This window comes from Streptomyces glaucosporus (assembly GCF_039533345.1).
Taxonomy (GTDB): Bacteria; Actinomycetota; Actinomycetes; order Streptomycetales; family Streptomycetaceae; genus Streptomyces; species Streptomyces glaucosporus.
Genome location: NZ_BAAATJ010000014.1, coordinates 122,661 through 144,588, shown reverse-complemented (window position 1 = coordinate 144,588; position 21,928 = coordinate 122,661). Strand labels below are relative to the sequence as shown.

Below are 21,928 nucleotides of genomic sequence, written 5' to 3'. Positions count from 1 at the left end.
TCCGGCGCACCGCGCCCGTTCTCCTGGTGGGGTACTCCGCTCTTCGACCCGACAGGAGACTCGAGTGCGTCTCTCCCCCCACCCCGGCAGCGCACGGCACGGACGGCTGACGAGCCGCCTGGTCCCCGCCGCGGGTCTGGTCCTCGCACTGGCGGGCGGCGTCCTGCAGGCCGGCACCCCGCCGGCCGGCGGACCCCCGCCGGGGACCGAACCGCCCGGCCCCGTGCGGCACCAGGCCGCCGAGAGCGGCAGCACCGGGCTCAGACCCCGCATCATCGGCGGTGCGGACACCCCCCTGTCCGACGCCCCGTTCATGGTCCAGCTCCTCTTCGACCGGGACCGCGACGGCGACCACCACTTCACCTGCGGCGGCACACTGGTGGCCCCGAACAAGGTGCTGACCGCCGCCCACTGCCTGCACGACGAGAACGGGGCGCGCCAGGACTGGGGCAGGTACGGGATGGTGCTCGCGGGCACGAACAGGCTGCTCGGCGGGCCGGGCAACGCCGAGGGCACGTTCGTCGACGTCACCCGCGGCTGGGTGCTCGGCTCCTACGACCACCGCAGCTCCGACAACGACATGGCCGTGCTCACCCTCGCCGAGCCGGTGCGCCTGCGGACGGCGGAGATCGCCGGCCCCGGCGACGGAGTGCTCTACCGGCCCGGCGAGACGGGCACCGCGTACGGCTGGGGCATGACCGGCTCGGACTGGGAGGCCGGCTCCCTCGCCCCCACGCTGCAACGCGTCTCGCTGCCCGTCCACTCCGACGCGGAGTGCCGCGCGAACCTCGACGCCGTGGCCGGCGCGGGATCCTTCAGGGCGGGCAGCATGTTCTGCGCGGGGCCGCCCGGCACCGGCGACGACGCCACGGGGCGCGCCACCTGCCCCGGCGACTCCGGCGGACCGCTGCTGGTGCGCGGAAAGGTGGCGGGCGTGGTCTCCTGGGGCGCCGGCAACGGCGCCCGGGCCTGCAACGCCCCCGGCAGCTACGAGGTCTTCACCGAGGTGAGGGCCCAGGCCCACAGGATCGGACCGCGCGTCGACGACACCGACGTCGACGGCGACGGCAGGGCCGACCTCTTCCTGCGCTCCGCTGCGACGGGCACGGGGTACGTCAAGAAGTCGACCGGCTCCGGCTTCCTCGCCCGCGAGAGGCTCCCCGGCTCCTGGAACGCCTACGACACCGTGCTCCAGGCCGACATGGACCGGGACGGCCGGCAGGACTTCATCCTCCGCCGCCGCCTCGACGGCGACGTCTTCTGGCGCCACCGCACCCGCGGCGGCTCCCGGTGGACCGACACCAGGATCGCCGACGGCTGGCGCACCAGGAGGTTCCTCGTCGCACCGGGCGACGTGACCGGCGACCGGCTCCCCGACCTGCTCTCGGTGACCTCGGGCGGCGCCCTCCGCGTCCACCCGGGCGACGGCAGGGGCGGCTACGGCAGAACGATCGCCGCGGGAAGCGGCTACTCCCGCTACGACTCCCTCCGGGGCAAGGGGGACCACACCGCCGACGGCAGGGCCGACCTGCTCGCCCGCACCCGGGACGGTTCGGTCCACCTCCTCCGCGGCACGGGCAGGGCGACATCGCCCTTCATGGCCGGGGGCAGGGTCCGCGACTGGTCCGGCTACGACGCCTTCGCGGCCCCCGGCGACGTCACCGGTGACGGGATCGCGGACCACGTCGCCCGCACCCCGGGCGGAACGCTCTACCTCCACCCGGGCACCGGAAAGGCCGGACGGGGGATCTTCGCGGCACGGATCAGGATCGGGACCGGATACCGCGGATACGACCTCTGGGGCTGAGCCCCGGCCCCGGGCCGTCCGGGCCCGGGGCCGCCGGGAGGCCGTCCGCACGGGCCCGGGGCCCTTCGCCGTCCGGCCCCGGGCCGCCGCTCAGGAGGCCGCGGTGATCACCGTGACCGCCGTGACCGCCGTGACCGCCGCCTGGACGTCGCGGATCGCCCTCCGCACGCTGTCGCCCGCCCACTGCCCCTCGGCGAGCTCCGCCATCCGGGGCTCGACCCGCTTGCGGGGCAGTTCCGGGAACGCCTGCCGGTGCAGGCCGGCGGCGTGCAGCAGGGCGATCAGGCCGCAGGTGCGGTCGTCCGGCTCCGCGCCGTCCACGACCACGGCGGTCAGCCGGTCGCGCAGCTCCCGCTCCACCGATCCGTCCGCCTCCGGGTAGCGCCGCACGGGGAAGAGGCCGAGCACGCGGCGGTGCTCCTCGGAGACCAGGCCGCGCTCGCACAGGCTCTCCACCGCGGCCTGCACAGCCCTCGGCCGGTCCTTCGCCAGCCAGTCGGACGTCTTCCTCCGCCGGTTCCCCGCCCATCCGGCGATCATTTCCAGGCGCCCGTCGAGCAGCGGGGTCCCGGTCGGCGACCGGTCGACGACCTCCAGCCGTCCGTCGTCCACCGCCAGCCGTCCCGCCACGACCAGGTCCAGCAGGATGCCGCCCGCGACACCCCAGCCCGTGACGGACCGGTTCCCCGCCGTACCGGACTCGTCGTCCAGCGACAGCAGCATGATCTCCTCGCCCAGCGTGACCCGCACCGTCGACCCCTCGCTCTCTCCGTCCGTCTGTACCGGCAGGACGCACGAACACGTGTCCGGGGTTGCCGCGCCGCACGGGAGAACCGCGGCGGGCGGCGGGAAACGGCGTTGCGGCGGCATGCCCCCGCCCCTGGGTTCCACTCCCGTGACCGCCGGGTCGGCCATGGGCCATTCACGAGTGAGGCACCCGGCCTCGGCGTGAGCGCGGGGCGGGCGAGAGGCCCGCCTTCCACGCCTCCGTCCCGCTCCGTTCCCGCCGCGCGCACCGCGCGGCGCTTCCGGCCGGATCCCCCGTGCCCGCCAGGCCGCCGCAGTGACGACGCCGGCCGGGGACCGGTCCGCCCATTCCTCCCGCCGTGGACGGCAAGTCCCGGCGGGGAACCCGCCATGCCCGCGAACAAACGCGGAAGATCCCATTCCAAGGAGGAACGGCGGATCATGCCCAACGACTTCGGCCAGCAGGTCATCGACGAGTTCCGCGCCGACAACGGCACGACGCGTTCCGGCGCGAACTCTCCCTGATCCGCCGGGAGATCGCCGAGTCGGGGCCCGGACTGGGCGCCCGGCTCCGGGTGAACTGCCTGACCTTCCGCGGAGGACTCCACGGGCACCACGTCAACGAGGACACCGGGATGCTCCCCGCCGTCGCCGGACGGCGCCCCGGACTCGCTCCGGTGGTGGACCGGCTGCGCCGGGAGCAGGGAAGGATCGCGGAGCTCGTGGAGGAGCCGCGGAAGGCCGTCTCCGGCGACGGCGCGGACCCCGCGGACGTGCTCGCCGAGGTCGAAAGGCTCACGTCCGGGCTGGAGGACCACCTCGCCCACGAGGAGGAGCGGTTGATCCCGGTCCTGGACGCCCCCGCCACCTGAGCCCCGCCGCCCGGGTCCGCTTCCCGGGCCCGCTCCCCGGGCCCCGCCGGACGCGAGGAGCGCCGGAGGGGCCCGGGCGGCGGGCGGAGGGGCCGGTGACAGAATGTGACCCCGCGTCAGGTCAGGTCACCACCGAGGAGAACGACGATCATAGCGGACAGCACCGCACAGCAGGGCGGGAGCAGGATCGACACCTCCCGCCCGCACTCCGCCCGCATATGGAACTACCTGGCGGGCGGCAAGGACTACTACGAGGTCGACGCGGAGGCCGCCGAGAAGGTCCTCGCGGTCTTCCCGGGCATGCGCGACATCACCCTCGCCTCCCGCGCCTTCATCGGCCGCGTGGTCCGCCACCTGGCCGGCCGGGAGGGGATCCGGCAGTTCCTGGACATCGGCACCGGCCTGCCGACGAGGGACAACACCCACGAGGTCGCCCAGCGCGTCGCACCGGAGTGCCGGGTCGTCTACGCCGACAACGACCCGGTGGTGCTGCTGCACGCGGAGGCCCTGCTCACCAGCTCCCCCGAAGGGGCGTGCGACTACATCGACGCCGACGTCCGCGATCCCGAGGCGATCCTCGAACGGGCCGCGCGGACACTGGACTTCTCCCGCCCCGTCGGGCTGATGCTCATGGGGATCCTGGGGCTGGTCCCCGACCACGACGAGGCCCGCTCGGTGGTGCGGCGGCTGCTGGACGCCCTGCCGCCGGGCAGCTTCCTGGGCCTGAACGACGGCTCCACCACCGATCCGGCCTACGTGCGGGCCATCGAGGCCCACAACGCCCGGGGCACCGCCACCCCCTACACGCCCCGCAGCCCCGAGCGGATCGCCGCCTTCTTCGACGGCCTGGAACTGCTCGACCCCGGCGTCGTCCCCTGCTCGCGGTGGCGGCCGGAGAACGCGTCCGGCGAACCGCCCGCCGAGGTGGCCGTGTTCGGCGGTCTCGGACGCAAGCCGTAGGCCCGCCGCCGGGCGGCAGCCGGGAACCGGGACGCGCCGGGCTGCTCCCGCCGGCCCGCCGTCACGGCCGCACGCCGCCGGGACGTCCGCCGCACGGCCCGCGTCCGGCAGGTCCTGGCCGGGCACGCCCGGCCAGGACCCGGGAGTGAGGGTGCCGCCGTCCGCCGCGCGCACCGGCGGCACGGACAGCCGCCCCCGCAGCCGGGCCGGCAGCGCGCGCTCGCGGTCGAGCCGGGGGCCGGCGTCGGGACCCGCGTAGGTCCTCCCCACCACCCTCCCGTCCCCGAGGGCGCGGTTGGCGCGGCCGTGCCTCAGCGGACGCACACCCCCGTCATGGCCGCGGAACGCGGGGCGGGCCCTCAGGACCCGGCCTTCTCCGAGGCGGCGCCCACCGCCAGGCCGAGCACGATCAGCACCACGCTCGCATAGACCTCGTAGCCGTCCAGGAAACCGACGCGGTGCACCAGGCCCCACAGCTCGAACCGGCCGGACACCTCGTGGAGGAGCCCGCCCGCTCCCTGGGCGAGCAGGACGAAGGCCAGGAATCCCAAGAGCGTCTTCATGCCCGCCAGCCTGCCGGTGCCGACCCGGCCGGGACGACCGTCGAAAGTATGCGACCGTGCGACTTCGGTACACGGCCGCACCCGGGAGGGCACGGACGGGCCGGACCGCCGGTAGTTTCGCCCCATGGTCCGCATCCTCCGGGGGAAACCGGTCCGGCGCAGCAGGCGCGACTGGGCCGTCGACACCAGCGCCTTCCTCCTGGCCGCCGTCTTCAGCGCCGCCACCTCCGAACCGGTCGTGAACCATCCCGACGTCACCGAGGCGTGGCTGGCCGCCGACCAGCTCGCCGGCGCACTGGCCTGCGCCGCGCTGTGGCTGCGGCGCCGGTGGCCGGTGGGCGTCGCGCTGGCGATCGTGCCGGTCAGCGCCTTCTCCCACTTCGTGGCCGGCCCGCTGGAGGTCGCCCTGTTCACCGTCGCCGTGCACCGCAGGCCGCGCACCGTCGCCTGGGTCGGCGGACTCGCCCTCGCCGCGATGCTCGCCACCGCCACGGTGATCCGCCCGGACCCGGTGAACCCCGAACTCGACGCCTTCCTGGGCCTGGTGCTGATCGGCGGGGTGATCGGCTGGGGTCTGTACGTCCGCTCCCGGCGCCAACTGATCGCCTCCCTCTGGGAGAAGGCCCGGCGCGACACCCGTGAGGCCATCGCCCGCGAGATGCACGACGTGCTCGCCCACCGGCTGTCGCTGCTGAGCGTCCACGCCGGCGCCCTGGAGTTCCGCGCCGACACCCCGCCCGAGGAGGTCCGGCTGGCCGCCGGGGTGATCCGGCAGAGCGCCCACCAGGCGCTGGAGGAACTGAGGGAGGTCATCGGGGTGCTGCGCAGCGACACCGGGGACGGCGACCGCCCCCAGCCGACGCTGGCCGACCTGCCCCGGCTGGCGGAGGAGTCGCGCCGGGCCGGCACGCGCGTGGAGCTGGAGCAGCGGGTCGAGGCGCCGGAGACCCTGCCGCAGGCGACCGGCCGCACCGTCTACCGCGTGGTGCAGGAGGGGCTCACCAACGCCCGCAAGCACGCGCCCGGCTCCGGGGCCAGGGTGACGGTCGCCGGCGCGCCCGGCGAGGGACTGACCGTGGAGGTGCGCAACCGGCTCGGCCGCTCCCCGGCCGCGCCCGGGCAGGCCGCCGAGGGCGCCGTCCCGGGGGCGGGCATGGGGCTGACCGGGCTGGCCGAACGCGTCGCCCTCGCCGGCGGCCGCCTGGAGCACGGCAGGACCGGAGGTGACTTCCGGCTGCGCGCCTGGCTACCGTGGCGGGCATGACCATCCGCACCGGCGGCGGCGCGAGCGGAGCCGGGCGCGCCGTCCGCGTCCTCCTCGTCGACGACGACCCCCTCGTCCGCGCCGGGCTGCGGCTGATGCTCGGCGGCGCGTCCGGCCTGGAGATCGCCGGAGAGGCCTCCGACGGGGCCGAGGTGCCGCGCCTGGTGGACCTCCACCGGCCGGACGTGGTGCTGATGGACATCCGGATGCCCGGCGTGGACGGGCTGGCCGCCACCGAGGCGCTGCGCCGCCGCCCCGACCCGCCCGAGGTGATCGTCCTGACCACCTTCGACGCCGACGACCACGTGCTGCGCGCGCTGCGGGCCGGGGCCGCGGGCTTCGTCCTCAAGGACACCCCGCCCGCCGAGATCGCCGAGGCGGTGCGGCGGGTCGCCGCGGGCGATCCGGTGCTCTCCCCGGCCGTCGTCCGGCGGCTCATCGCCCGTGTCGCCTCCCCCGGGCACGGCGACCGCCGGGCCGGGGCCCGCCGGCGGCTGGAGGAACTGGGGGAGCGGGAGCGGCAGGTCGCGCTCGCCGTCGGGCGCGGCGGGTCGAACGCCGAGATCGCCGCCGAGCTCCACCTGAGCGTCCCCACCGTGAAGACGCACGTCTCCCGCGCCCTCGCCAAGCTGGGCCTGGGCAACCGGGTCCAGCTCGCCCTGCTGGTCCACGACGCCGGGCTGACGGACGGGTGACCGGGCCGGGAGCGGGCGGGAGCCTTCGGGGAATCCCGCGCGGTCCCGAGCGTTGGACGGAACATGGTCGACGACATCCTGCGCACCACCCGCCTGTCGGTCCTGGACCGCTCCCTGATCCGGCGCGGCGAGGGGGCGGACGAGGCCCTGCGCGCCACCGTGCGCTTCGCCCGGGACGTCGAGGCGCTGGGCTACCACCGCTTCTGGGTCTCCGAGCACCACGGGGTGCCCGGCGTCGCCGGCTCCGCGCCGACCGTGCTCGCCGCGGCCGTCGCCTCGGCCACCTCCCGCATCCGGGTCGGCACGGGCGGGGTGATGCTGCCCAACCACCGGCCCCTGGTGGTCGCCGAGCAGTTCGGGGTGCTGGAGTCCCTCTTCCCCGGCCGGATCGACATGGGCCTGGGCCGATCGGTCGGCTTCACCGGTGCCGTGCGCCGGGCCCTGGGCGCGGACAAGGAGGCGGCCGGGCGGTTCGGCGACGACCTGGCCGAACTGCTGGACTGGTTCGCCGGGAACCACGCCAAGGGCATGCGGGCCGTGCCCTCCGAGGGGCTGCGGGTGCCGGTGTTCCTGCTGGCCACGGGCGCCGGGGCCGCCCTGGCCGCCGAGCGGGGACTGCCCCTGGTCATCGCCCCGGTGCGCGGCGAGGAGCGGATGCTCCGAGCGCTCGACGACTACCGCCGGTCCTTCCGTCCCTCCGCCCTCGCTCCCGAGCCGTATGTGGTGGTCTCGGTGAGCGCGGCGGTCGGCGCCACCGCCGGGGAGGCCGAGGCGATGCAGAGGCCGGAGGCGTGGGCGACGGTCGTCTCCCGCACCCGGGGCGTCTTCCCGCCGCTGCCGCCGCCCGAGGAGGTGCCGGTGCGGGGGATGACGGAGCGGGAGGCCGCGCTGTTCGCCGAGGCCCGCGCCTCCCAGATCCACGGTACGGAGGAGGAGGTGGCCGCCGCGCTCGCCGGACTGGTGCGGCGCAGCGGCGCCGACGAACTGCTCCTCACCCTCAACGCCCACGACCGCGGCCGGCGGCTGGACTCCTACCGCCGCCTGGCCCGCCTGGCCCGCCTGGCCCCCGGGGGCTGAGGCCCGGCCGCCGGGTCGGACCGGAGGCGCGAATGCCGTCGCCCGCACGGTCCGGAGGTGACAGGATCCGGTCATGACGGCCGATCCGGTGGTGACCCGCGCCCGCGCGCTGTGGTGTGAACTGGCAGGCGTGCCGGTCGAGTTCGGGAGAACGGGGACGAGCGTCGCCGTCTCGCCGGGCTCGGGGCTGTGCCCGCCCTCCTGGGCCGGCATCGTGCTCCTGGACGGCGCCGCGATCGCCACGGCGCCCACCGCGGAGGCCGCCGCACGGCTGCGCGGAGCCGCGGCCGGACGGGCACCGGAGGAACTGGTCGACGCGGCCGTCCTCCGCTCCCTGCTGCCCGTCGCGCGGACGCTCGGCCCGGCCGCCCTCGCCTACCTGTCCGCCGCGGACTTCCGCCCCGCGCCCGTGCCGGTGGCCGAGGTGCCCCGCGGGCATCCGCGCGTCGCGGACCTGTCGGCCGGGGTGGGGCGGGAGGACGCCGACGAGAGCGCCCTGGACGAGATCACCTCGCCGGCCTTCGCCGTGTTCGAGGACGGCGAGGTCACGGCCGCGGCGGGGTACCGGCTCTGGCCCCGGCGGGTCGCGCACCTGTCCGTCCTGACCGCGACGCGGCACCGCGGCCGCGGACTGGCCCGGGCCGCCGCCTCCGCGGCGGTCGCGCACGCGCTCGGCGCGGGCCTGCTGCCGCAGTGGAGGGCCCGGCCGGAGCCCTCCCGGCGGGTGGCCCGCGCACTCGGCTTCCGGGAGCGCGGAGCCCAGCTCAGCCTCCGACTGACGGACTGACGGGCTGACGGACTGACGGCCCGGGGCGGCGGGGCCGGGCGGCGCCGGAGCCCCGCCGCACGTGCGGGACGCCGGCGGTCACGGCGGCCGGATCACGGTGCCACGATGCCGCGGGCGACGCCCAGCTCCACCAGGTCCTGCGGGCGCAGCCGCAGCTCGTCGGCCGTCGTCCGCACCCGCTCCGGGCCGCGCTTGAGGATGGCCGCGGCCGACTCCGGGGCGATGACGGAGAAGTAGGCGTCCGGGGCGACCCAGGTGTTGTCCGGCGCCGCCAGGGCCAGGGCGCCGCCCGACCCGCCCTCCCCGACCACCAGGGTCGTGACCGGGACCCGGGCCTCGGCGACCGCCGCGAACGCCTCCGCGATGGCCGCGCCCGCGCCGGAACGTTCCGCCGCCTCGTCGTTGGCCGCGCCCGGGGTGTCCACCAGGGTGAGCACCGGAATGCCCAGCCGGTCGGCCAGCCGGACGAGCCGGGCGGCCGTGCGGAAGCCCGCCGGCAGCGTCGGCGTGCCGCACTGCGCGGCGTAGGCGACCGTACGGCCGTTCCTGCGCCCGAAACCGCAGCGCATCCCCGGATCGGTCCCGCCGCAGCGGTCGCCGGAGATCTCCTCCCGCACCTCGAAGTACGCGTCCAGGTAGGCGTCGGCGCGCGGCCGGTGCGGCGAGCGTGCCCGCTCCACCGCCTCCCAGCCCGACTTCGGCGGTCCGGGAGCCGCGCCGAGCGCGCGCGGCGGCTCGGCGGGCCCCTCGGCGGGGGAGCCGAGCAGGGACAGCCAGCGCCCCAGGACGTCCCGCAGCTCGTCCGGCGCCACGATCCGGTCCACCTGCCCGGCAGCCAGTTTCTCCTCCGCGCCGTAGGCGGCCGGATCGGCCCCCGGCGGGCGGACCCGCGAGCCCGCGAAGGCGACCTGCGCGCCGGGCAGCGCCAGCACCACGTCCGAGCCGGCGCCGAGCGTCGCCCAGCCGCCGCCCGTCGTCGGGTCCCGGGCCACGGCGATCTGCGGGAGGCCCGCGGCGCGGGTCAGCGCCGACTGCCGCGCCACGCGCTGGAGCTGGACCAGGGCCCGCATGCCCTCCTGCATGCGGCTGCCGCCGGTCGCGATCAGCGACACCACCGGCAGCCGCGCCTCGCGGGCGTGCCGGTGGGCCGCCTCGATCCGGTCGCCGGTGCGCTGCCCCAGGGAGCCGCCGAGGAAGGCGAACTCGAAGGCGATCAGCACCGCCGGGACGCCGCCGACCGTACCGGTTCCGCACACCACCGACTCCCGCTCGCCGGTGCGCTCGCGGGCCCGGGCACGTGCCGCGCCGTAGCCCTCCCAGCCGATCGGGCCGTCCCCGTCCCCCGCGGAGTGGGGAAGCCCGGGGAGTTCCGCGAAGCCGTCGGCGACCGCGTCGAGCGCCGCACGGGCCGGGAGCCGCTCAGCCATGCGTCAGCGCCCGCTTCACGACCTTGCCCATGTCGTTGCGGGGCAGGGCGTCGGTGAACCGCACGACCCGGGGCCGCTTGTGCGGGGCGAGCTGCCGCGCGACGAGGTCGGCCAGTTCCTCGGCGGCCGGCGGCTCCTGGCCCCCGGCCGGCACCACCCAGGCCACGATCCGCTCGCCCAGGTCCGGGTCCGGCTCGCCGACGACGGCGGCCTCGGCGACTTCGGGGTGGCCCAGCAGGCAGTTCTCGATCTCACCGGCGCCGATCCTGTACCCGCCGCTCTTGATCAGGTCGGTCGCCCTGCGGCCCACGATCCGGTAGAAGCCGTCGGCGTCCCGGGTGGCCATGTCGCCGGTGCGGAACCAGCCGCCCGCGAAGGCGTCCGCGGTGGCGTCGGGACGGCCCAGGTACTCGATGAACAGGTTCGGCCCGCGCACCTGGACCTCGCCGACGGTCTCCCCGTCGCTCTCCTCGATCCGACTGCCGTCCTCGTCCACCAGCCGCACGTCCACACTGCGCAGCGGCACCCCGACCGTGCCGGGGCGGCGCTCGCCGTCCGCCCGCACACTGGTGATCATCAGCGTCTCGGTCATGCCGTAGCGCTCCACGACGCGCTGGCCGGTGGCGGCCGTGATCCGCTCGTGGTCGTGGAGGGGCAGCGCCGCCGAGCCGGAGACCAGCAGGCGGGCGCCGCGCAGGGCCGCGGCGAGCCGGTCGCCGTCCGGCCCGCCGGCGTCGAGGACCTCGGCCAGCCGGTGGTACATCGTCGGCACCCCGAACACCATGGTGCCGCCCTCCTCCAGGGCCCCGGCGACGCCCTCGGGCGAGAACCGGCCCAGGTGGCGGAGGGTGCCGCCGTGCCGCAGCGGCCCCAGTACGCCCAGGATCAGCCCGTGAACGTGGAACAGGGGCAGGGCGTGCACCAGCACGTCGTCGCCGGTCCACTGCCAGGCGTCGGCCAGGTCGTCCAGGGTGCCCGCGACCGCGCTGCGCGGCAGGACCACCCCCTTGGGCGGTCCGGTGGTGCCGGAGGTGTAGACGACGAACGCGGGGCTGTTCCCGGCCGGCTCCGGAAAGGCCCCGGCGGGCGGCCCCGCCCCGTCCCCGGAGTCCCCGGCCTCCAGGTCGACGTCGACGCGGGGGAGGGCGGCCAGCGCGTCGGGCAGGTCGTCGCCCGGAGCGGCCAGCACCAGATCCGGTGTGCTGTCGGAGACGATGTGGGCCAGTTCGCGCGTGCCGATCCGGGGGTTCACGGGGACGACGGGCACGCCGGCCAGCAGCGCGGCCAGGACGCCGACGCAGGTGTAGGGGGAGGACGTGGCCCACACCGCGACCCGTCCGGCGTCCCCGATCCGCAGCGCGAGGGCGCCGGCGAGCCCGGCCAGCCGGCCGTACCCGATCACCCGGTCGCCGAAGCGGAGCGCGGGTTTGGCCGGTGCGTCGTGAAGGTGGGGGAAGAGTGTGGGCACCCGGTGACTCCTCGTCCTCGTGTTCGTACCGCTGACTGGTCCGACTCCAGGGTGGCCCATGACCCGTCCGGCACACAGCCCGGGGCGCCCCCGGCGTCCGGCGCGGGCCGTGAACCCCGGACGGCGGACGCGGGACGCCGGGGGCGGGGGACGCGCGTCAGCCGCGCCGGGCCAGCGGGTCGTCCAGGACCGCCCGGACGACGGAGTGGGCCGCGCCCAGCAGCGGGCCGTCCGGGCCGAGGCGGGAGACCGCCACCGGCGGGGGGCCGGCGATGCGGCGGCCCAGCTCCCTCTCCAGGGAGGGCAGGAGCCAGGGCGCGAGCCGGGCGAGGGCGCCGCCGAGCACCACGGTCTGCGGGTCGAGCAGGTTGACCGCGCCGGTCAGCGCGGTGCCCAGCGCGGTGCCGGCCCCGTTCAGCGCCCGGCGCACCGCGTGGTCGCCCTCCTCCGCGCGGCCGGCGAGCAGGTCGATCCGGGCGCCGGGCCCGGGGTGGCCGTCGGCGACGGCGCGCGGGTCGAGTCCGGCGGCCCGCAGCACGGCCTCCTCGCCCGCGTACTGCTCCAGGCAGCCGATCCCGCCGCAGGCGCAGGGGCGGCCCTCCGGGCGGACCGGCACGTGCCCCAGCTCCCCGGCGAACCCCCTGGTGCCGCGGAGCAGCTCCCCGTCCACCACGATCGCGGCGCCGATGCCGATCTCGGCCGACACGTGCACGAAGTCCTCCGGCGGCGGGGTGTGGCCGCCGAGCCACAGCTCGGCCAGGGCGCCGAGGTTGGCCTCGTTGTCGACGAAGCAGACGGCGTCTTCGGCGTCCGGGCCGAGGGCGTCCTCGCGCAGGCGGGGGGCGAGGTCCAGGTCCGCCCAGCCGAGGTTGGGGGCCTGGACGACGGTGGTGGTGCCCCGGGCGACCAGGCCCGGCACGGCCACGGCGACGCCGGCCGGGCGCAGGCCCGCCGCCCGGACCTCCTCGGCCACCTCCCGCACCAGCGAGGCGAGCCGCCGGAGCACCGGCCCGGGGTCGCTGCCGCGGTTGGCGGCGTCCACGGCGAGGCGGGCGCGGACCTCGCCGCGCAGGTCGACGGCGCACACCGCCAGGTGGTCGACGCCGATCTCGGCGCCTATCCCGCAGGGCCCGCGGTCGCTGAGCGCCAGCGCCGTGCCGGGCCGCCCGGGCGTGCCCGAGCGGCCCGGTCCCAGTTCCACCAGCAGTCCGGCGCCGAGGAGCTCGTCCACCAGGGTGGACACGGCCGTGCGGGTGAGGCCTATCCGCGCCGCGACGGCGGCCCGTGACAGGGGACCGCCGTCGGCCACCGCGTGCAGCACGCGCGCCAGGTTCCGCCGCCGCATCTCCTGCTGGGTGGTGGGCGCGGGTGCTGCCATCGGCCGTCTGCTCCTCGGGTTCTCCGGGCGGTGCTCGTCGGGTGTTCGCAGGGTGTCCGCCGGGCGCTCCCCCGCGCCGGCGGACACCCGGTGTCAGCGCTGCCGGAGCAGCGTATCGGCGCCGGTGAGGGTGGCGGCGAGACGGGCCAGGGCCTCCTCGTCGCGCTCCACCGCCTCGTACGACGGCCCCTCGGCGGTGGACCAGCGGCGGGCCACCGCGGCCGCGTCCTCGCCCAGCAGCAGGGCGGCGGCCTGTGCCGCCGCGCCGAGCGCGACCAGCTCCTGGGCGCGCGGCACGGCCACCGGACGTCCGGACAGCCGCCGGACGGTCTCGCGCCATGCCGTGCCCCGGGCGCCGCCCCCGATCAGCAGGATCGGGGCGTCGGGGGAGGCGTCGGCGTCCAGGACCAGGTCCAGCGCCGCCAGCAGCGAGTACACCGCGCCGTCGTAGGTGGCCTGGAGGATCTGTCCGGGCGTGGTGTCGTGCCGCAGGCCGGTCAGCAGGCCGGAGGCGTAGGGGAGGTTGGGGGTGCGCTCGCCGTCCAGGAAGGGCAGCACGGTGACGCTCCCGCCCGGCTCGACGGCCTCGCGGTCCAGGCCGAACAGGGCCGCCACGCGGTCCACGGCCAGGGTGCAGTTGAGGGTGCAGGCCAGCGGCAGCCAGTCGGTGCGGGCGTCGGCGAACCCGGCGACGGTGCCGGTGGGGTCGGCGGGGCGGCGGGTGGAGACGGCGTAGACGGTGCCGGAGGTGCCCAGGCTCAGCACGGGCTGCCCCGGGCGCAGGCCCAGCCCGAGCGCGGCGGCCATGTTGTCACCGGTGCCGGCGGCCACCAGCGCGCCCTGGGGCAGCGGCAGCCCCTCCACGGGGCGGACGGTGCCGGCCGCCTCGCCGTGGCCCAGCACGCGGGGCAGCAGGTCGGGGGAGAGGCCGACCCTCTCCAGGATCTCCCGGTCGTACTCCTCGTCGGCCGTCGACCACCAGCCGGTGCCCGAGGCGTCGCCCCGGTCGGTGGTGCCCTGGCCGGTCAGCCGCTCGGTGAGGTAGTCGTGGGGCAGCCGCACCGCGCGGGTGGCCGCGGCGGCCTCCGGCTCCGTCTCGCGGAGCCACGCCCACTTGGTGACGGTGAAGGACGTCGCCGGCACGCTGCCGAAGCGCTCGGCCCACGCCTTGGGGCCGCCGAGTTCCTCCACCAGGCGGTCGCGCTGGGGGGCGGACCGCACGTCGTTCCACAGCAGGGCGGGCCGCACCGGCCGTCCCTGTCCGTCCAGGGTCACCAGCCCGTGCTGCTGCCCGCCGACCGAGACCGCGGCGGCCTGGTGGACGACCGGGCCGCACTGCTCCAGCGCGGCGCACAGCGCCCCCCACCACTGCTCGGGATCGCTCTCGTGGTCGGCCGACACCGTGTGCGGCGCCTGGCCGCGGGCGACCACCTCGCCGGTCGCGGCATCGACGACCAGCGCCTTCGTGGACTGCGTCGAGCTGTCCACGCCTACGACGAGCGGACCTTCAGGTGCAGCCATGTCGCCTCTTCCTCTCTGCGGCTCTTGGGCGCATACTAATTTGTCAACGGCCATGACGAAATACCCGAGAGGCATGCCATGAGCTACGAGCCGACCCCGGAGCACAAGTTCACATTCGGTCTGTGGACCGTGGGGTGGCAGGGACGCGACCCCTTCGGCGACGCCACCCGCCCCGCCCTGGACCCGGTGGAGAGCGTGCAGAAGCTGGCGGAGCTGGGCGCCTACGGCGTCACCTTCCACGACGACGACCTGATCCCCTTCGGCTCCTCCGACAGCGAGCGCGAGGGCATCGTCAAGCGCTTCCGCCAGGCGCTGGACGCCACCGGCATGAAGGTGCCGATGGCCACCACCAACCTGTTCACCCACCCGGTGTTCAAGGACGGCGCCTTCACCGCCAACGACCGCGACGTCCGCCGCTACGCCCTGCGCAAGACCATGCGCAACATCGACCTGGCCGTCGAGCTGGGCGCCACCACCTATGTCGCCTGGGGCGGACGCGAGGGCGCCGAGTCCGGCGCCGCCAAGGACGTGCGGGTGGCGCTGGACCGCCTCAAGGAGGCCTTCGACCTGCTCGGCGACTACGTCGTCTCCCAGGGCTACGACCTGCGCTTCGCCATCGAGCCCAAGCCCAACGAGCCCCGCGGCGACATCCTGCTGCCCACCGTCGGCCACGCCCTGGCGTTCATCAACGAGCTGGAGCACGCCGACCGGGTCGGCCTCAACCCCGAGGTCGGCCACGAGCAGATGGCCGGGCTGAACTTCCCGCACGGCATCGCCCAGGCGCTGTGGCACGGCAAGCTGTTCCACATCGACCTCAACGGCCAGTCCGGCATCAAGTACGACCAGGACTTCCGCTTCGGCGCCGGCGACCTGCGCCAGGCGTTCTGGCTGGTGGACCTGCTGGAGTCGGCCGGCTACGACGGCCCGCGCCACTTCGACTTCAAGCCGCCGCGCACCGAGGACTTCGACGGCGTGTGGGCCTCGGCCGCGGGCTGCATGCGCAACTACCTGGTCCTCAAGGAGAAGGCGGCCGCCTTCCGCGCCGACCCGGCCGTCCAGGAGGCGCTGCGCGCCGCCCGCCTCGACGAGCTGGCGCAGCCCACCCTGAACGAGGGCGAGACGGCGGCCGACCTGCTGGCCGACAGGACCGCCTTCGAGGAGTTCGACGTGGAGGCCGCCGCCAAGCGCGGCATGGCCTTCGAGCGGCTCGACCAGCTCGCCATGGACCACCTCCTGGGCGTCCGCGGCTGACGACCGGATCTCGGCTCCGACGGGCGGGGCACGGGCCTGCGGGCCCGTGTCCCGCCCGCGTCCCGTCCAGGGAGCGGGCGGATCACTCTCCCTTGCGGCGACGCCAACCGCGCCGTCTGCGGCGGCCCCTGCTCCAGAACCAGCCCGCCGGGGGCTCGTCCGCCCGCCAGGGCCGCGGCTCGGGCGGGTTCTCCCGCCACCGGGCGCGCAGCATGCGCGTACGCGCCGTCGGCTCGCTCACCTCGGCGCCGCGCACGAACTCCTCGTCGAACACGGCACCGTCCCACGCGTCGTCCCGCGCGTCGCCGCCTCCCGGCGCGCCGTCCGGTTCCGGACCGCCGTCACCGCCGTCTCCCCGCCGTGGCCCTCCCTCGCTCACCGGGCACCTCCCTCTCCGGTCCTGCCCCGGGAACGACCGGCGCGGACGGCGGGTTCCAGGCACCGGCCGCCGGCGCGCTCACTCCGGAAGCAGCCGGTAGACGCCTCCCGCCACCGTGCCGAACTCCACGACGCCGGCCTCCGGCCGCACGGTCTCCACCGGCCGGCCGTCGTGCAGGACGCGGACCTCCCCGGCCGTCCGCACCCGGGCCCGGCGCCCGCCCCGGGAGACCAGTTCGGCCCCGGCGAGCGCGCCGCCGCGCCAGGTGACGCCCACCTCGAAGCCGCCGCGCGCCAGCAGCCCCCGCACCGAGCCCTCGGGGAGCGCGGGGGGCAGGGCGGGCAGCAGGTGGACCTCGCCCGCGTGACTCTGCACCAGCCACTCCGCGATCCCCGAGGTGGCGCCGAAGTTCCCGTCGATCTGGAAGGGCGGGTGCAGGTCGAAGAGGTTGGGGGCGGTGCGCTCGGGGGTGAGCTGGTCGGCCAGCAGCTTGTAGGAGCGCGCGCCGTCCTCCAGCCGCGCCCAGAAGTTGATCTTCCAGGCGAGCGACCAGCCCGTGCCCGCGTCGCCCCGCAGTTCCAGCGTGGTGCGCGCGGCCTCGAACAGCTCCGGGGTGCCGCGCCGGGTGATCCGGTTCCCCGGATGCAGCGCGTACAGGTGCGAGACGTGCCGGTGGCCCTGCTCGGGGGCCTGCGCGTCCCAGTCCTCGCGCCACTCCTGGAGCTGGCCCAGCGCCCCGACGCGCATCGGGGCCAGCCGGTCGCGCGCCGCCCGCGCCTCCTTCGCCAGCTCCTCGTCCACGCCGAGGAGTTCGGCGCACTCCGCGGTGGCGTCGAACAGGTCGCGCAGGATCTCGTTGTCCATGGTCGGCCCCGCGCACAGCGAGCCGCCCGGGCCGGGGTGGTGGGCGTTCTCCGGGGACAGCGACGGGCAGGTGACCAGCTCGCCGGTCGCCGGGTCCGTCACCAGGGAGTCGAGGAAGAAGCGCGCCGCCCCCGCCAGGACGGGGTAGCGCCCGCGCAGCGCCTCGGTGTCGCCGGTGAAGCGGTGGTGCTCCCACACCGACAGGGCCAGCCAGGCGCCGCCGGTGGGCCACATGCCCCAGAACGCGCCGTCCACGGGCGCGGTGCCCCGCCAGAGATCGGTGTTGTGGTGGGCGACCCAGCCGCGCGCCCCGTACATGGCCCGTGCCGTGCGGGCGCCGGCGGCCGCCAGGTCGTCCAGCAGGTCGAAGAGCGGCTCCCAGCACTCCAGGAGGTTGGCCGGCGCGGCGGGCCAGTAGTTCATCTCCGTGTTGATGTTGATCGTGTACTTGCCGCCCCACGGCGGATCGGTCAGGTCGTTCCACAGCCCCTGGAGATTGGCGGGCTGGGAGCCGGGACGGGAACAGGCGATCAGCAGGTAGCGCCCGTAGGCGAAGTACAGCGCCACCAGGTGCGGGTCGTCGCCGCGGGCGAAGTCCGCCACCCGCTCGTCGGTCGGCCGCGCGGCGGCGGGCGTGGCCGGGAGGTCCAGGCGGACGCGGTCGAACAGCGCGGCGTGGTCGGCCACATGGCGGGCACGCAGCTCGGCGTAGGAGCGGGCCGCGGCGGCCGTGAGCGGGCGGGCCGCGCGGACGGCGGCGGCCCCGGGGTCGTCGTCCACGCCGCGCCAGTCGCGGTGGTTGGTGGCGGCCGAGACCAGCAGGGTGACGGCGGTGGCGCCGGTGACCCGCAACTCCCCGTCCGCGGAGCACACCTCGCCGTCCTCGGCCACCGCCCGGACCAGGCAGCGGAAGCGCAGCGCGCCCGCGATGCCCTGGGCGTCGTCGCCCCTGCCGTCCAGCGCGATGCCCGTCGGGTCGGGGGAGGAGGAGGCGGAGCGCAGCGGGCTGCCCAGGGAGGCGGTGAAGGAGAGCGCGCCCGGGGTGTCCGCGGTGAGCCGGACCACGACGACTCCGTCCGGCGCGGAGGCGAACACCTCGCGGCGGTGGCGCACCCCGCCGCGCTCGTACTCCACCGAGGCGACGGCGGTGGCGAGGTCGAGCTCGCGCCGGTAGCCGGAGACCTCCGCGTCCTCCGTCCCGCCGCCGTCGAAGGACAGCAGCAGGTCGCCGACGGTCTGGTACTGGAGCTGCTTGACGGGGACGCCCATCAGGTCGCTGTCGACCAGGGCCCGCGCCTCGTCCCACCGCCCCTCGAAGACCAGCCGGCGGGCCTCGGAGAGGGAGGCGAGGGCGCGGGGGTTGTCGTAGTCGTGGGGGCCGCCGGCCCACAGCGTGTCCTCGTTGAGCTGGAGCCGTTCGGTGTCCGTGCCGCCGAAGACCATGGCGCCCAGCCGGCCGTTGCCCACCGGCAGGGCCCGGAGCCACTCGTCGGCGGGGCGGGGGTACCACAGGCGGAGCCCGGCGTCGGCGCCGGTGCGTTCGGGGCGGTGGTCCGTGCTCACGTACGGCTCCATGGGAGAGAGGACGGGGGCGGGCGACGTGCGGGGGCAAGCGCTTACCGTACACCTGGAGCACGCCCTCGGTACCCGGTCGCGCGAAGCCGGGACGCGAGCCGGGGTGTCAGTCGAGAGGGCTCGGCCATTCGTTGAAGGGCAGCAGATCCCGCAGGGTGACGGAATTCCTCATTCCGAGCACTACTTCGGTGTCGAGATTCCCCGGATCGACCTGGCGGATGAACTCCCGGCACCTTCCGCACGGCGGAAGCACGTGAAGCGCGCCCTCCTCGTTCCGCCACACCGCGACGATTTTCGCGATGCGGTACTCGCGGGCCGTGACCATGGCGGCGATGGCGGCGTGCTCGGCGCAGAAGCCCGTCCCCGAGCCGGTGTCGATGCACACGCCCGAGTGAACAGCGCCCGCCTCGGTGACCAGAGCGGACGCCACATTGCCGAAGACCCGGTCGCCGACCGTGTGCGGATGGAGCACGCGCTCGGCGGAGGCGATCAGTTCGCCGTTGGTGACGGTGGTCATGCGGCGAAGCTATCCGCGCGCCGCCCGCCGCGCCAGGGCGCACCGGAGGGTCCGCGCGGGACGGCGCGCGAGCGGGACCACCCGGCCTCCCCCGCCCCAGGCCGGGTGGTCCCGCGTCTACGGGGCGGAGCAGCCGAAGCCCAGCTCCGCCCAGACCGTGTGGCCCCTGCCGTCGCCGCCCGGCCGCACCCCCCACTCCTCGGCCAGGGCGGCGACGATCGTCAGCCCCCGACCGCTCTCCCCCTCGCGGTCGGGGGCGCCCCGGCGCCCGGCGCGCCGGAGGCGGGGCCGGCCGGGGCCCCCACCCCGGTCGGCGACCTCCAGCCGCAGCCGCACGCCCGCCACCCGCAGTTCGCAGTCCACCTTGTCGCTGTCGGTGTGCTTGACGGCGTTGGTGAAGAGCTCGGAGATGACGAGTTGGGCGTCGTCGCGCACCAGGGCCCCGATGTTCCACTCGGTCAGCCGGTGGAGAACCCTCCTGCGGGCCTCCGAGACGGAGGCGCCGATGGCCGGGAGGTGGAAGGCGTCCCGCAGGATCCCTTCCACGGATCCGGCGTGGCGCTCTAACGGGCGAACATCGGAAAAGGAAGCCACGTCCTCAGTGTGGGGGGCGTCGACGACATCTGGCAAGGATCAGTCTGTTGTTTGCAGAAAAACACCTGGCACCCTGTTGGAAAGACGTGACGGCATGACAGACTTCCGCCGCGAAGCGGTGGTCGGCGGGTTGGAGGGGCGGCAGTGGCGGACTCCCGGACGGGAGGCGCTCCGACGGTTCTGCGCGTAGTCCTCGGCAAGCGGTTGCGGGATCTGCGGCAGCAGGCGGGGCTCACCTACGAGAAGGCGGGCGCGGCCCTCGACGTCACCCACGCCACGATCCGCAGGATGGAGCGGGCCGAGGTCGGCCTCAAGATCCCCTACGTCGAGAAGCTGCTGCGCACCTACGGCGTCACCGACCAGGCGGAGATCGACGGCTTCCTCGCCCTCGCCCGCGAGGCGAACCGGCCCGGCTGGTGGCACCGCTACCGCGATGTGCTGCCCGAGTGGTTCAGCGCCTTCGTCAGCCTGGAGAGCGAGTCCCACGTCATCCGGGCCTACGAGCCGCACTACGTGCCCGGACTGCTGCAGACCGAGGACTACGCCCGGGCCGTGCTGCGCGCGGGGCAGCCCCACGCGCCCGAGGAGGAGATCGAACGCGGGCTCGCCCTCCGCATGGAGCGCCAGCGGATCCTCGCCCGCGAGGAGCCGCCGCTGCTGTGGGTGGTGATGGACGAGACCGTCCTGCGCAGGCCCATCGGCGGCCCCGGCGTCATGCGCGAGCAGATCGCCCGCCTGATCGAGGCGTGCTCGATGCCGACGGTGCGCCTGCAGGTCATGCCCTTCGCCGCGGGTCCGCACCCGGCCATGTACGGGCCCTTCCACATCTTCCGGTTCCCCGTCCCGGAACTGCCCGACGTCGCCTACAGCGAGAGCCTGGTGGGCGCCGTCTACTTCGACCGGCGCGACGACGTGTCGGCGTTCCAGGAGGCGCTGGACCGGATGTGCGCGCAGGCCGCTCCGGTGCGGCGGACCGAGGCCGTCCTGGACGGTCTCCGCAAGGAGCTGTGAAAGAACCGGTGAAGCCATGAAGGAACGTATCTACAACGGCATGCCGGCCCGGCAGCTGGGAAGCGAGGGCTGGCACAGGCCGTGGAGCGGCGGCAACGGGGGAAGCTGCGTGGAGGCCATGCGGCTGGCGGACGGGCGGGTGGCCCTGCGCCAGTCCACCGACCCCGACGGCCCCGCGCTCGTCTACACCCGCCACGCGATCGCGAGGTTCATCCAGGGCGTGAAGGCGGGCGAGGCGGACTTCCTGCTCGCCCGCGAACCCGCGTAGGACCCGGGCACAGGGCAGGGCACAGGGCGCAGAGCCCGCGGAGAAGACCGCAAGGACCGCGACGGAGGACGGCATGACCAACCAGTCCCACCTGGGCTTCACGCCCGACCAGATCGACACGGGCAGGCCGCACCCGGCCCGTATGTACGACTACTACCTCGGCGGGAGCGACAACTACGAGGTGGACCGCGAGGCCGCCGAGCGCCTCATGGCGATCGCCCCGGACGTGCGGGTGAGCGCCCGCGCCAACCGCGACTTCCTCGGACGTGCCGTACGGACGGTGGTGAGGGACCACGGCATCCGCCAGATCATCGACCTGGGCACCGGCATCCCCACCTCGCCCAACACCCACGAACTGGCCCGCTCCGTCGCCGGGGACGTCCGGGTGGCGTACGTCGACAACGACCCCATCGTCTCCGCCCACGCGGGCGCCAAGCTCGTCGGCTCGGGCAACGCGGAGTTCGTCCTGGCCGACATCCGCGAACCCGAGGCCGTCCTGGAGGACCCGGCCGTCCGCGAACTGATCGACTTCGACCGGCCGGTGGCCCTGCTCCTGGTCGCCGTCCTGCACTTCGTCACCGACGACGAGGACCCCGCCCGGATCGTGGCGGCCTTCGACAAGGCCCTGCCCGCCGGGAGCTGCCTCGTCCTCACCCACGGCACTCCCGACTTCCACGAGCGCGACCTGGTGGAAGAGGGCACCGACGTCTACCGGAAGGCCACCGCCTCGGTGACCCTGCGCCGCCACGCCGAGATACTGCGCTTCTTCGACGGCTACGACCTCCTCGACCCCGGACTGGTCCAACTGCCGCTGTGGCGGCCGGAGGGACCGGTGCCCGAGCCGGACGAGCTGCGCCGCGTCGCGCTCTACGGCGGGGTCGGCGTCAAGCGCTGAGCCGGTGC

The 21,928-nt window shown here is 75.7% G+C and carries 22 protein-coding genes; 12 read left to right on the top strand and 10 right to left on the bottom strand.

Annotated features, from left to right (window positions below):
• Nucleotides 1-64 precede the first annotated feature (64 nt).
• On the top strand, nucleotides 65-1,807 hold the full coding sequence (locus tag ABD358_RS16525) for a trypsin-like serine protease (RefSeq protein ID WP_344631787.1): 1,743 nt from the start codon (nucleotides 65-67) through the stop codon (nucleotides 1,805-1,807).
• Nucleotides 1,808-1,897: 90 nt separating this feature from the next.
• On the opposite strand, the gene ABD358_RS16520 is transcribed toward ABD358_RS16525, so the two are convergent.
• Nucleotides 1,898-2,557 (bottom strand): GOLPH3/VPS74 family protein, encoded by a 660-nt coding sequence (locus ABD358_RS16520; protein WP_344631786.1) that lies wholly within the window; start codon nucleotides 2,555-2,557, stop codon nucleotides 1,898-1,900.
• 387 nt (nucleotides 2,558-2,944) lie between these two features.
• Between ABD358_RS16520 and ABD358_RS16515 the strand changes: the two genes are divergently transcribed.
• From ABD358_RS16515 to ABD358_RS16505, 3 genes are all read left to right on the top strand, one after another.
• Entirely contained in the window at nucleotides 2,945-3,079 is a 135-nt protein-coding gene (locus tag ABD358_RS16515) for a hypothetical protein (RefSeq protein ID WP_344631809.1), read from the top strand.
• Nucleotides 3,076-3,426, top strand: coding sequence for a hemerythrin domain-containing protein (locus ABD358_RS16510; protein WP_344631806.1), 351 nt, complete (start codon nucleotides 3,076-3,078; stop codon nucleotides 3,424-3,426). The genes ABD358_RS16515 and ABD358_RS16510 overlap by 4 nt, the downstream gene beginning before the upstream one ends.
• Before the next feature lie 147 nt (nucleotides 3,427-3,573).
• On the top strand, nucleotides 3,574-4,386 hold the full coding sequence (locus tag ABD358_RS16505; protein WP_344631805.1) for an SAM-dependent methyltransferase: 813 nt from the start codon (nucleotides 3,574-3,576) through the stop codon (nucleotides 4,384-4,386).
• Nucleotides 4,387-4,745: 359 nt separating this feature from the next.
• Here ABD358_RS16505 and ABD358_RS16500 read toward each other — a convergent pair whose 3' ends face one another.
• Entirely contained in the window at nucleotides 4,746-4,949 is a 204-nt protein-coding gene (locus ABD358_RS16500; protein WP_344631785.1) for a hypothetical protein, read from the bottom strand.
• A gap of 124 nt (nucleotides 4,950-5,073) precedes the next feature.
• Here ABD358_RS16500 and ABD358_RS16495 point away from each other — a divergent pair, with 124 nt between their 5' ends.
• The 4 genes from ABD358_RS16495 to ABD358_RS16480 all read left to right on the top strand — a co-directional run bounded on the left by ABD358_RS16495 (nucleotide 5,074) and on the right by ABD358_RS16480 (nucleotide 8,772).
• Nucleotides 5,074-6,213, top strand: a complete 1,140-nt coding sequence (locus tag ABD358_RS16495; RefSeq protein WP_344631784.1) for a sensor histidine kinase — start codon at nucleotides 5,074-5,076, stop codon at nucleotides 6,211-6,213.
• Nucleotides 6,210-6,908, top strand: coding sequence for a response regulator transcription factor (locus ABD358_RS16490; protein ID WP_344631783.1), 699 nt, complete (start codon nucleotides 6,210-6,212; stop codon nucleotides 6,906-6,908). The genes ABD358_RS16495 and ABD358_RS16490 overlap by 4 nt, the downstream gene beginning before the upstream one ends.
• Before the next feature lie 63 nt (nucleotides 6,909-6,971).
• Complete coding sequence (locus ABD358_RS16485; RefSeq protein ID WP_344631782.1) at nucleotides 6,972-7,985, top strand: MsnO8 family LLM class oxidoreductase; 1,014 nt, start codon at nucleotides 6,972-6,974, stop codon at nucleotides 7,983-7,985.
• Nucleotides 7,986-8,058: 73 nt separating this feature from the next.
• Nucleotides 8,059-8,772 carry a GNAT family N-acetyltransferase gene (locus ABD358_RS16480; RefSeq protein ID WP_344631781.1) on the top strand — a complete coding sequence of 238 codons (714 nt, stop codon included), beginning with the start codon at nucleotides 8,059-8,061 and terminating at the stop codon, nucleotides 8,770-8,772.
• A gap of 92 nt (nucleotides 8,773-8,864) precedes the next feature.
• Here the strand turns inward: ABD358_RS16480 and ABD358_RS16475 are convergent, their stop codons facing one another.
• The 4 genes from ABD358_RS16475 to xylB form a co-directional block, all read right to left on the bottom strand.
• On the bottom strand, nucleotides 8,865-10,199 hold the full coding sequence (locus ABD358_RS16475) for a carboxyl transferase domain-containing protein (RefSeq protein WP_344631780.1): 1,335 nt from the start codon (nucleotides 10,197-10,199) through the stop codon (nucleotides 8,865-8,867).
• Nucleotides 10,192-11,667 carry an acyl-CoA synthetase gene (locus ABD358_RS16470; protein WP_344631779.1) on the bottom strand — a complete coding sequence of 492 codons (1,476 nt, stop codon included), beginning with the start codon at nucleotides 11,665-11,667 and terminating at the stop codon, nucleotides 10,192-10,194. The genes ABD358_RS16475 and ABD358_RS16470 overlap by 8 nt, the downstream gene beginning before the upstream one ends.
• A gap of 157 nt (nucleotides 11,668-11,824) precedes the next feature.
• Complete coding sequence (locus ABD358_RS16465) at nucleotides 11,825-13,045, bottom strand: ROK family protein (RefSeq protein WP_344631778.1); 1,221 nt, start codon at nucleotides 13,043-13,045, stop codon at nucleotides 11,825-11,827.
• A 93-nt stretch (nucleotides 13,046-13,138) separates the two neighbouring features.
• The gene (xylB, locus tag ABD358_RS16460) at nucleotides 13,139-14,566 is read right to left on the bottom strand and encodes a xylulokinase (protein ID WP_344631777.1); all 1,428 of its coding nucleotides are present in this window, start codon (nucleotides 14,564-14,566) and stop codon (nucleotides 13,139-13,141) included.
• A gap of 78 nt (nucleotides 14,567-14,644) precedes the next feature.
• Here xylB and xylA point away from each other — a divergent pair, with 78 nt between their 5' ends.
• Nucleotides 14,645-15,817 (top strand): xylose isomerase, encoded by a 1,173-nt coding sequence (xylA, locus tag ABD358_RS16455; protein ID WP_344631776.1) that lies wholly within the window; start codon nucleotides 14,645-14,647, stop codon nucleotides 15,815-15,817.
• 82 nt (nucleotides 15,818-15,899) lie between these two features.
• On the opposite strand, the gene ABD358_RS16450 is transcribed toward xylA, so the two are convergent.
• The 4 genes from ABD358_RS16450 to ABD358_RS16435 all read right to left on the bottom strand — a co-directional run bounded on the left by ABD358_RS16450 (nucleotide 15,900) and on the right by ABD358_RS16435 (nucleotide 19,698).
• Nucleotides 15,900-16,196 carry an SGM_3592 family protein gene (locus ABD358_RS16450; protein ID WP_344631775.1) on the bottom strand — a complete coding sequence of 99 codons (297 nt, stop codon included), beginning with the start codon at nucleotides 16,194-16,196 and terminating at the stop codon, nucleotides 15,900-15,902.
• A 78-nt stretch (nucleotides 16,197-16,274) separates the two neighbouring features.
• Entirely contained in the window at nucleotides 16,275-18,635 is a 2,361-nt protein-coding gene (locus ABD358_RS16445; RefSeq protein WP_425576350.1) for a glycosyl hydrolase family 95 catalytic domain-containing protein, read from the bottom strand.
• 106 nt (nucleotides 18,636-18,741) lie between these two features.
• Entirely contained in the window at nucleotides 18,742-19,152 is a 411-nt protein-coding gene (locus ABD358_RS16440; protein ID WP_344631773.1) for a cytidine deaminase family protein, read from the bottom strand.
• Between the two features lie 117 nt (nucleotides 19,153-19,269).
• Nucleotides 19,270-19,698: an ATP-binding protein gene (locus tag ABD358_RS16435; protein ID WP_344631772.1), complete on the bottom strand. Its 429-nt coding sequence runs from the start codon at nucleotides 19,696-19,698 to the stop codon at nucleotides 19,270-19,272.
• 192 nt (nucleotides 19,699-19,890) lie between these two features.
• On the opposite strand from ABD358_RS16435, the gene ABD358_RS16430 reads away from it, so the two are divergent.
• The 3 genes from ABD358_RS16430 (at nucleotide 19,891) to ABD358_RS16420 (ending at nucleotide 21,920) form a co-directional block, all read left to right on the top strand.
• Nucleotides 19,891-20,757, top strand: a complete 867-nt coding sequence (locus ABD358_RS16430; RefSeq protein WP_344631771.1) for a helix-turn-helix domain-containing protein — start codon at nucleotides 19,891-19,893, stop codon at nucleotides 20,755-20,757.
• 16 nt (nucleotides 20,758-20,773) lie between these two features.
• Nucleotides 20,774-21,025, top strand: coding sequence for a DUF397 domain-containing protein (locus tag ABD358_RS16425; RefSeq protein WP_344631770.1), 252 nt, complete (start codon nucleotides 20,774-20,776; stop codon nucleotides 21,023-21,025).
• A 73-nt stretch (nucleotides 21,026-21,098) separates the two neighbouring features.
• Nucleotides 21,099-21,920, top strand: a complete 822-nt coding sequence (locus ABD358_RS16420; RefSeq protein ID WP_344631769.1) for an SAM-dependent methyltransferase — start codon at nucleotides 21,099-21,101, stop codon at nucleotides 21,918-21,920.
• Nucleotides 21,921-21,928 lie beyond the last annotated feature (8 nt).